We start from the raw sequence: 9,801 nt of genomic DNA, 5'->3' as shown, positions 1-9,801 counted from the left end.
CGGGCGGCGGTCAAACGCACGGCCGAGCGCGCGGCCGAGGCGACGGGGGACGACGACTTCCTCCACGTCTCGAGCCACGATCTCCGGCGTCGGTTCGCTCAGCGGCTCCTCGTCGACGAGAACATGAACCCTCGCGTCGTCATGACGGTCGGCGGGTGGGACTCTTTCGAGGCGATCGAGCCGTATCTCAACTCCCCGACGCCCGACGTCGTGAACGCGGCCTTCGAGGAGGCGGGGTTCTCGTAGCGAGGTAGAGACGCCGAGGCGGCCGATCTCTCGCTGGGTTCTCCCTTTTTAAGGCAATCTGACGGGCTTGTCGTTCCCATCGGCCCGTGTGCCGGGCCGATAGGAAGGTATGAACGACGACACGCCGGGCTCCGGAACGGAGTCTACGGACGACGAGCGGCCGACGTGGACCGACTACGGGAATCTCGACGACGGGGCCGGCCCGTGACGTGGGACCCCGACGGGATCGTCGCCGGCGAGGCGTTCCGATCCTACGTTGAGGACCTTCGATCGAGCTACAACCACGCCGCGGGCGGTGTACAGCCCACTTCTGACGAGACCAACATGACCGAGACAGACAGCGGCAGCGACGCACAGGCGACGATCGACGACGAGACCAGCCTCGAGGCGGCCCCGGATGCGGGGGGTCCCGACGGTCGGATGGGACGGCGCGCGTTCATGGCGGCGGCAGCGGCGACGATGGCGGCCGGGGCGGCCGGCCCCGTCTCGGCACAGTCGAGCATGACGATCAACTTCGACTCGGAGTACGCACACGACCCGCGGGCGGTCGGAACGGTGACGGTCGCGGAACACGAGTCCGGGTTCGATCACTTCGGGTACATCGCCGACAACGACGAGTCAACGACGCTCGAGGAGGCGTCGCTCCCGGAGCGCGAGGACGACGAGACGCCGCACAACCCGGTGCGGATCCGCGGGGACATGGTCCACTTTGCGGACCGTCGAGCCTTCCCGCGCGACCTCACGACGACGAACTCGGACGACGAGGAGGAGGACGGCTCCGCGCTCGACGCGGAGTTCTGGTCCGTCGACGAGACCGGGTCGGCCGGAACCATGACGCTCGAGGACGCCTCGGAGGACCGCCTCCGGATCGCGACCTCGGGTCAGGGGACGGGCGACTCGGCGGTCGCGACGTTCTCCGACTTCACGATCGGGGACGGCGAACAGCGGTCGATGCTCCAGTTGATCCTCAACGTCGACCAGCTCGACTCGAGCGCGGTGGTCGACGTGGAGGTGACGGACGCGGCCGATAACTCGGTCGTCGCGACGATCGACTCGTCGGCGGACTCCGCCAACGACGCGACGATCGCGACGGCACAGAACCAGGGCGTCATCTATCAGCAGCAGCTCGGCGAGCTCACCGACGGGGAGCTACTCGACACGATCGAGGAGATCTCCGTGACGGTGAGCGAGGCGAACGCGGACGTGACGTTCCACGCGCTGAACCTGGAGTCCTCGTCGGCGTGGGGCTTCGGAAAGCGGGAGTCGCTCAACTCGGACGACGAGATCGAGACGAACACGGTCCGGGAGCAAACGGGCTACTTCGGTATCACCGACCTGTCGACGCTGTACGACAGCGAGCGGCTCTCGGACGCGACGATCTACGACGTCGAGTACCCGAACGCGGAGATCGGGCCGACGGATATCTCGCTCGACCTCCAGGAGGGCGGCCGGTACGAGTACGAGCACCGCCTCGAGGCGGTGTACTCGTGGGATCTCCCGAGTGCGTACGACCTGGATATCTCGCTCGACAAGTGGATCGACGAGGTGGCTCACCCGAGCGGGCGGTACCTCACGATGGAGATCGCGACGGGTCTCGACGACCCGGTGGCGGTCGACGAGACGGACGACGTCGAGTGGACCAGCCGGACGTCGACGTACTCGGACGCGTCGATCGGCGACGAGGTGGACCTGTCGACGTCGCTGTCGTCGGCCAACGTGTTCTCGCTCGGTGAGGACGTGCTCCTGTCGAGCTCGGAGGCCGACGAGGTGGTCGTCGAGGACGCCGGAGCCATGGGTCCGACCGGTCAGGAGGGCGGTGGTATCTGGGATCGAATCATGTCCGTCCCGGGAGCGATCGCGGCGTCGATCACGGGGTTAGGGATTTTCAACTACCTTCGTGGAGGGTCGTAGATGTCGCAGTCGGGAGACCAGTACGTCGAGGACGCGGAGGGGGCGACAGTCACCGAGGCGGTCCTCCGAGTGATCACCGCGCCGCTGTTCGCGGTCGCGGCGGGTGTCTCGGGGCTCGTCGCGACGGGGTTCGATCAGATCGGCGAGGTCCTGTCGGCGCTCGGCTCCGTGCGAGACTTCATCGAGGCCTTGATCGCCGACGGGCCGATCACGATCGTGGAGGCCGGAGCCGAAGCGACAGCGGGAGAAGTCGGAGAGTTCGGCGTCGCGGCGTTCATCGTCGCTGTCGTCGTGATCGCGATCGCGTGGGTCGCATGGTCCACGGTCGATCCCGATGTCCCACTGTTGGACCAGCTGCTCCCGTGGAGGTAGTCACTCATGTCCGGCTCCGACTACGAGGACGACCAGGAGGCGTCGACACAGGTCGGCGGGAGTGGCGTCACTCGGACGGAGTTCGACCTCGGGTCGGCGAGCGAGTGGGTCAGCGGCACGAGCGTCAACTGGAGCGGGCTCGTCTCGTACCTGGCGACGATCGCCGTGTTGATCGTCGCGGAGACGTACGCACGGATCGTTTCAGGCCTGTTCGCTCTACCGAGAATGGGGATCGACGCGGTCGGAGACGCGTACGCGGATATCGCGGGCGAGTCTATCGGCGGATGGCCGTCGGTGTTCGAGAGTTCCTTCGAGACCGCGTCGGCGTCGATCGGCGATCTCGGGCTCCTCGGGTTCCTCGCGGCGGTCGTGGTCGTCCTCGTATGGTTCCTCGTGCTCAACGAAGTGTTCGAGGTGATCTGAGTGTCGGTGTCAAACAACGACGACACCGAGGACGACGACAGCGGAGTTTCTCGCGAGGCGATCCTCACGGCCCTCGGGATCGGGGGCGGCGTGTGGGCCGCGCTCTCGGATTTCGGTTCGGAACTCGCCGAGGCGGACTCGCTCCGGGAGTTGATCCTCGGGGTGATCCTCGAGTCGCTCGTGAGCGCCGGCCTGTCGCTCGTCGAGTACCTCTACGCGGAGGCGTTGTACGCGATCGACCTGGTCGCGGCGTCGTTCTGGATGTCGTTCGTGGAGCCGTTCGGCGATCTGTACGACGCGTACACGGCCGCGTTGATATCGCCGCTCGAGGGGCTCCGTGTGACCGTGGAGTCGGCGGCCTCGAGCGCCGGGCTCGCGGCTCCGTTCGTCGCGCTCGCCGGGTGGGTCGCGGTGCTCCTGGTCGTGGCGGTGATCGTCGGGATCGTGTGGGCGTTCGTGGAGACGTATCTCCCGATCGAGGCGGTCACTCGGACCGGCGCGAGACTTCGGGACCTGGCGTTGGTCCCGTTCGGTGTTCTCCGCGACTTCGTGAGCGGGCTCTCGAGAGCCGGAACCGGCGGAAACGACGGAGGAACCGATGAGAACTGAAATAATCGGGTTCCCGCTCGGGGTCGGCGTCCTCATGGACCTGCTGTGGTCGGGCGGGGACCTCTTGCTCACGTTCGGTACGGAGCTGTACACGCCGCTGGCGGTGACGTCGTCGTGGATCGCTCCGGAGGTATCGTGGTTAGACACGGAGGTGGTCACGCTCCTGGCGACGGTGGCGGCCGCGCTGTACGTGACCAACGTAGTCATCAACACATATGAACAGTACACTGACGCGGACGAATAGGCGGAGTAACGACGCTCTACGCGGGGTGTGTCCATGACGGGCGTTACCCTGTTCGGAGTGACGATGTCGCTGTGGGGGTGGGTGATCATCCTCCTCGGCGTCCTGGCGGTCGTGGCGGCACAGGCGACGAACGAAGGTGACGGAGCGTTCCGCGGGGTCGGAGAGTCCCGACTCGGGGCGATCGGGTGGGGAGTGACGCTCGCGGGTATCGCGTACATCGCGTACCTGTCGTACACGAGCTCGGACGTGGTGAACGCGCTCGAGTGGGCGGTCGGCCCCGGGCGCGTGTGGTTCGGGCTCGCGGCGGTCGCGTACGGAGGCTACGTGTGGACGCGCGTCTCCGGGTCCATCGACTCACAGCGCGGCATGGTCGACGAGCTTCGGGAGGCGGTTAGCGGCCCGATCCTCCAGGCCGGAGGGGTCGTGTCGACGATCCTTATCACGATCGCGGTGGCAGCGCTGTCGTTCGGTGCGGTCACCGGCGACATCCTCGGGTTCGTCCTCGGGCTGTTCGCGGACGCTCCCGGGTTCGGAGCCGCGATCGTGGGGACGATCGTCGGGTTCGTCGGACTCGGCGGTGATCTCCCGCTCGTCGACGCGTTCGTTCCGGACTCGCTCCGGAACCTGTCGCCGGGGTACTGGTTGGCGATCATGGCCGGCGTGATATCGCTCGGGTTGGCGTTCGCGAGCGACAACTTCGAGGACGGGGTGCGATGATGCGGAACCCGATTACTTTCCCCGAAGACGAGCGGGACGCGACGGGACTCACGGATCGCGCGTATCTCGACGTCCTCGGGCTGTGTATCTCCACGGGGATCGTCCTGTGGCTCGTCTACGAGCTCGGTCTCGCGCTTGGAGACGGACCGTCGACCCTGGTGGCGTTCGTCGCGTTCATCGCCGGGATGTTCTACTTCGCGATGTGGCTCGAGGAGCTCCTCCGACAGACGATGATCTACGCGGGGACCTGGCGGTACGGGGTGACCGCGTGATGTCGCTCGACACGATCCCGTCCTCGGAGGGCGCGGGAGACGTCGAACAGGCCGTGCGTATGGTCTCGTCGCCGTCCCCTGTCGGAGTCGTCCGGTATCACTACCTCAACGACACGGTCCTCGAGCTCGTCAAAACTGAGGAGACGCCGGTGATCAACGTGGCCGGCCTGTCGCCGGCGTACCCGTCGTGGGTCGACCGATTGATGTCCCGGTTCTCGGACGACGACGCGCTCGAGCACCACTCCGAAGTGGTCGCGGCCGCGGAGTCGGTACCGGGACTCGACGTCGCCGGCGCGGCGAACCGCTCGGTGACGCTGGTCCCGGCGACGGCCGACCCGGAACACGTCGCGGAACTCGTCGACGAGCTCGAGGACGCACTCGAGTGCGACCGGGTGATCTCCACGGAACGGGGGCGGCTGTAACATGCGCGGGCGATGGGTACTCGTCGTCGCGGCCGCCGTCCTCCTGGTCGGCGTCGCCGGCGTGGCGGTGACGGCACAGGAGACCGACGACGCGGAGACGGACCTCTCGCTCTCGGAGCTCCGACAGGATGGGACGACCTACTCCAATTCGCCGGACTCGGTGCGGATCGAGGACGGTGACATGTTCTGGTTGGTCCACTGGCCGGCCGGTATCACGGGGTCGCCGGGTGACCCGGACGACAACTCGTGGACGTACCTGTCGCCCGACGACGTCGTCGATCGGAACGCGGTGTACCTCCGGACGATCAACGTCGACGATCGTGAGGACGTGACGGTGACCGTGGCGACGTACAACGTCGCGGAGCGGGAGGTATCCACCGACAACACGACGACGACCGAACAGGTGGCGACGAACGTCTCGACGAGCACCGAACAGGTCACGCTCGAGCGCGGGTGGGTCCTCGAGGAGATCTCCCTGCCGGAGTCACAGGAGGGGCAACAGGTGACGATGTGGGTCGGCGACAGCGACGAGCTCCGGTGGACGTTCGAACACAAGTCGACGGCGACGACACAGGACCTCCCGTTCGGGACGTGGGGAGGCCTTCTCCGCTGGTCCATGACGGTGTTCGTCGTCCCGATCGGCGTCGGCGGGGTCGTCTCGCTGTACGGGGCCAAACGCGCGATCGGCCGGACCGGGAAAGGCCCGGGATGGAGCTACGGGTCGTGGACGGCGCTGTTCTCGCTCGTCGGCGCGCTCCTGGTCGCGACGTTTTGGGGCGACCTCACTCGGCTCCTCGTCGAGTATCCGTGGGCCATGGTGCTGTTCGTGCTCTCGTACCTGTTCGTGTTGATGCTCGAGACGTTCGAACAGCACACGAAGCTGGTCCGCTTCGAGCGCGACGAACTCTCCGAGGCGACCATGCCGTCCGACGAGGTCGGCGTCGACCAGCTGTCGTCGACGGAGCGGGAACTCACGATCATCGACCGACCCGAGGAGGCGGCCCACGTCGTCTCCGACGGCGTCCTGGCGTTCCTGGCGCGGCTCGCGACCGGCGGGGCGGCGACGCTCCGGACGGTCGACCCGGGGCATGAGGACGCCGACGAGCACGGAGAGACCGACACCTGGCGCGACCCGCTCCGGTGCCAGGCGGTCGTCAAGGAGGGACGCGCGGACCTCCGTGCGTACGTCCATCCGCTCTCGCCGTCGACGATCGACTACAAGCCGGAGGGGTGGAAGTTCGCGCTCCCCGACCTCGAGGAGCGCGAGGACTACGCCTCGGTGGTGTTGAAGATCGGCCTCGTGTTCGCGGCGACGTGGGTCGCGAGTCAGTTCCTCGCGGCGCTCGGTGCGCTCCTGGTGCTCGTCGCCGGCGTCGCGTGGATCGCCGTGCGGCCTCGAGACGCGTACGCTCGCGTATGGGCCGCTCCGGCTCACTACCGGCCGGCACGGGCGACGGCGCTCCACCTGGCGTCGGAGACGGACGACGCCGAGACGATCGAGCGGGAGCGCGAGAAGCGGATCCTCTCGGAGGTCTCGACGGAGCGGGAGATCATGGACGCCGTCGACGACCGCGACGAGACGCTTATCGATGGGATGTTCGGGATCGGTCCCGACGAGGACGATCTCCCGGGTGCGGACGAGAACGGAGGTGTTCCCGGTGGCGACGACTGAGGCTCCCTCGGAGCTCCGAGAGAGCTTCGACCCGGGCGACGACGGCGACCTCGAGGCGGGGTCGTATCGGCCGGCGCTGGTCAAGCTCGTGGAGGACGTCCGCGAGAGCGAGCGGGACCTCCTCGATGGGTTCGCGAGTCGGCGGGCGATCCTCCTGTGGACACAGCAACTCGCCGTGAGGACGCTCGGAGAGATGCCTCAAGACTGGTTTCGGCAAATGGGCCGACAGTTCCGTGGCGTCCCCGAGAGCGCTCACGAGCGGACGCTCGTGGCCGCGCTCTTGCGCGACCAGTACCGCACGCGCGATCTCCCGGAGCCGAAGGCGCGCGAGTTCCGTCGGCAGCTGTCGGCGCGGACGATCCGGCCGGCGGCGCACCGGGCGTTCCGTGAGCTCCGAAACGACGCCGGCGAGTACGTCGACGACGGGACCGACGACCAGCACGCTCCCGGAAAACAGCAGTACGTCGCGATGCGGCCGGCGATCCACGAACTCCACGAGAACCAACGGACGACGCTCGAGAGCCTTCTCGACGGGTTCGACGATCGCGAGTCGATCCTCGAGTGGGGCCACGACCTGGAGCTCGCGACGCACGGGGAGATCGACGAGGAGTTCGTGACCCGGTGCTACGGCGAGCGGTCGACTCGGACGATGCTCACGAGCTACGACTCGGAGGATCGGCGTGGCCGGGAGTTGTTCGCGGCTCACTACCTGATACCGGTGTTCAACAAGGGCGTCCGGGACCTCGCGGGCCGCGCGAAAGAACAGGCGAACGAACAGCGCGAGGAGACGACGACGGCGAAACTATGAGTTCTAAACAACAGACGACGGCGACGGACACGAAAGAGAAGGTCCTCGCGGAGTTCAAGGAGCCACTAGTCCTGAAACGGATGACGGACGCGCGGTCGATGCGTGAGGAGTTCGGCATGGCTCCGTGGGACCGCGAGGCGTTCGACTTCCCGAGCGTGATACCGAACTGTCTCGAGCACAGTTGGGACTCGCCGACCGACGAGGTCGACGGCGGGACCGACTGGTTGGCTCGTGGCAAACCGGGGACGGGGAAGTCGACGCTCGCGAACTACCTCACGGTCCGGCTCCTCGAGTCCAACCGCGAAAAGGTCGTGTGGCGCGGCTCGTCGAGTCGCTCCGAGTGGCTCCCGCTCGCTCCGTGGACGACGCTGTACCTCCCGGAGGGCGTGGATATCTCGGTGAGGCTGGAGCCGAAGGTTCCGACACGCGACGCCGTGAACATCGACGTCGACGAGCTGACGGAGATCGTCCGCGAGGTGCGGCGGTACGCCGACCCGCGGGAACTCAATCAGACGCTCGACGAGGGCTCGCTCCACGTCGTGTATCCGGACCCGCGGATGCGCGGGTGTCAGGAGGTCTACGACGCGAGCCCGGAGAAACAGTACGACACGCCGCCGAAGCGAGAGACGCTGTTCTCCGAGGAGGATCCGGCGAGTCACTGGTGGTTCGCGTGGGTACTCGCGCGTGTCGAGCACGGGCCGCACCACTGGACGTCGTTGATCTTCGACGAGATCGGCGACGTGTGTCCACAGTCGGCGAGTAAAGACACGTTCGGGACCTACCAGAAGGTCGAACTTTTGAAAGACACGTGGGTCGACGCGCGGAAGTTCGGCCTCAGCGTGTACGCGTTCGCTCACTCGGAGACGGACGTCCACCAGATGATCCGGCGAAAGCTCCGCTGGCGGGTCCAGATGCCGGGAACCGCTAATCCGACGAAAGCGAGCGACGTCGTCGGCTTCGAATCGATCCGGATGAACCACGACGTGACGTCACGGTACGACGTCGGAGAGGCGCTGATGTACACGGAGTCGAACTTCGAGAGCTTCGGGTGGGACGACATGCCGAGCCCGAGCTCGTACAAACTGAAGATCGCGCCGGAGGTGCGCTGATGTTTTTAAAAGAAAAAGAACACGGAGAGCGGCTCGAGGCGGCAGGGGTTCGATCGGTTCGAACACCGGTCCGCGGCCGGCGCGCGGTCGCGGCCGAACTCACTATGCGCGTGCGCGTATTGGATAGGTACCCAGGGGTCCCCCCGGGCGAGCGCGGACGGACGGGGGTGTGCGCATGAAGCGCGCGGCTGCGATCGCGTTTACGATCGCGATGCTCGTCTCGACGATCGCGCTGCCGCTCGGTGGCGCGGTCGTGACGACGAGCGCACAGACGAGCGGACCGAGCGGGATGGTCGCACTCGGGAGCGACCAGGTCGACGAGGACCTCCCGAGCGGGACGGACGCGCCGATCCGAGCGAGCGACCTTGAGGGCGCGGTGTACGCGAGTGACCACGCGGAATCGCTGGAGATCGTGGTGACAACGCCGGAGCGCGCCGACCAGCACCTCGAGAACGGGAGCGTCCTCGCCGACGACGACGTCGCGATCGTGCTCCGGGACGACGAGGTCCACGAGGGCCGCGACGTGGCGGTCGACGTCGATGTCCTCGAGGAGGGAGTCGGCTACACTCCCGAGGTCGCGTACGGGACGCACTCGAGCGGTGAGGAGTGGCAATCGGCGATCGACATCGAGAACGGCGTCGCGCGCTGGAACGTCCCACAGTTCTCGAGCAACACGGTCACGTTCACCGGCGGGATCGAACTCTCCGGATCGTCCGCGGGTGACGGGACGACGTATCAGTACGACCTCTCGAGTCTCGACGGGATCGCCGATTACGTGATCAACGTGACCGGCGTGGAGACGACCTCGTCGACGTCGACGTCGGCGACGCTGTCGGACGGCGAGTCGGTGACGGCGGACGTCGGCGGAACGACGACCCCGCGAGACGAACAGGTCACGCTCACGGGCGTCGAGAGGACCTCGGCGAGCTCGGAGTCGTTCGGGACGTTCTCGAGCGGAGACTCGACGAGCGTCGACATCGGCGGGAACCAACCGGC

At 67.0% G+C, this 9,801-nt stretch carries 12 protein-coding genes and 1 pseudogene; all 13 read left to right on the top strand.

Annotated features, from left to right (window positions below; genetic code table 11):
- A partial coding sequence (locus tag OKW78_RS16010; protein WP_281196060.1) for a tyrosine-type recombinase/integrase occupies positions 1-246 on the top strand: 246 nt, incomplete at its 5' end.
- Positions 247-450: 204 nt separating this feature from the next.
- Complete coding sequence (locus OKW78_RS16005; RefSeq protein WP_281196059.1) at positions 451-2,157, top strand: hypothetical protein; 1,707 nt, start codon at positions 451-453, stop codon at positions 2,155-2,157.
- The gene (locus OKW78_RS16000) at positions 2,158-2,529 is read left to right on the top strand and encodes a hypothetical protein (RefSeq protein ID WP_281196058.1); all 372 of its coding nucleotides are present in this window, start codon (positions 2,158-2,160) and stop codon (positions 2,527-2,529) included.
- A gap of 6 nt (positions 2,530-2,535) precedes the next feature.
- The gene (locus OKW78_RS15995) at positions 2,536-2,952 is read left to right on the top strand and encodes a hypothetical protein (RefSeq protein WP_281196057.1); all 417 of its coding nucleotides are present in this window, start codon (positions 2,536-2,538) and stop codon (positions 2,950-2,952) included.
- A 6-nt stretch (positions 2,953-2,958) separates the two neighbouring features.
- A complete protein-coding gene (locus OKW78_RS15990) occupies positions 2,959-3,561 on the top strand; it encodes a hypothetical protein (protein WP_281196056.1) in 603 nt (200 codons plus the stop codon).
- Positions 3,551-3,805: a hypothetical protein gene (locus OKW78_RS15985; protein WP_281196055.1), complete on the top strand. Its 255-nt coding sequence runs from the start codon at positions 3,551-3,553 to the stop codon at positions 3,803-3,805. Before OKW78_RS15990 ends, OKW78_RS15985 begins: the two co-directional genes overlap by 11 nt.
- Positions 3,806-3,838: 33 nt before the next feature.
- On the top strand, positions 3,839-4,522 hold the full coding sequence (locus OKW78_RS15980; RefSeq protein WP_281196054.1) for a hypothetical protein: 684 nt from the start codon (positions 3,839-3,841) through the stop codon (positions 4,520-4,522).
- On the top strand, positions 4,519-4,794 hold the full coding sequence (locus tag OKW78_RS15975) for a hypothetical protein (protein ID WP_281196053.1): 276 nt from the start codon (positions 4,519-4,521) through the stop codon (positions 4,792-4,794). Before OKW78_RS15980 ends, OKW78_RS15975 begins: the two co-directional genes overlap by 4 nt.
- Positions 4,794-5,216 (top strand): hypothetical protein, encoded by a 423-nt coding sequence (locus OKW78_RS15970; RefSeq protein WP_281196052.1) that lies wholly within the window; start codon positions 4,794-4,796, stop codon positions 5,214-5,216. Before OKW78_RS15975 ends, OKW78_RS15970 begins: the two co-directional genes overlap by 1 nt.
- 1 nt (position 5,217) lies before the next feature.
- Positions 5,218-6,888, top strand: a complete 1,671-nt coding sequence (locus tag OKW78_RS15965) for a hypothetical protein (RefSeq protein ID WP_281196050.1) — start codon at positions 5,218-5,220, stop codon at positions 6,886-6,888.
- On the top strand, positions 6,875-7,696 hold the full coding sequence (locus OKW78_RS15960) for a hypothetical protein (protein ID WP_281196049.1): 822 nt from the start codon (positions 6,875-6,877) through the stop codon (positions 7,694-7,696). The genes OKW78_RS15965 and OKW78_RS15960 overlap by 14 nt, the downstream gene beginning before the upstream one ends.
- Entirely contained in the window at positions 7,693-8,805 is a 1,113-nt protein-coding gene (locus tag OKW78_RS15955) for an ATP-binding protein (protein WP_281196048.1), read from the top strand. The genes OKW78_RS15960 and OKW78_RS15955 overlap by 4 nt, the downstream gene beginning before the upstream one ends.
- A gap of 175 nt (positions 8,806-8,980) precedes the next feature.
- Positions 8,981-9,801, top strand: a pseudogene (locus tag OKW78_RS15950) (hypothetical protein); the annotation flags it as partial.

It is taken from the genome of Halorubrum sp. F4 (assembly GCF_027257195.1).
In the GTDB taxonomy this organism is placed as follows: domain Archaea; phylum Halobacteriota; class Halobacteria; order Halobacteriales; family Haloferacaceae; genus Halorubrum.
Note: the sequence above shows the minus strand (reverse complement) of the source record. Positions and strands in the feature narration are given on the sequence as shown.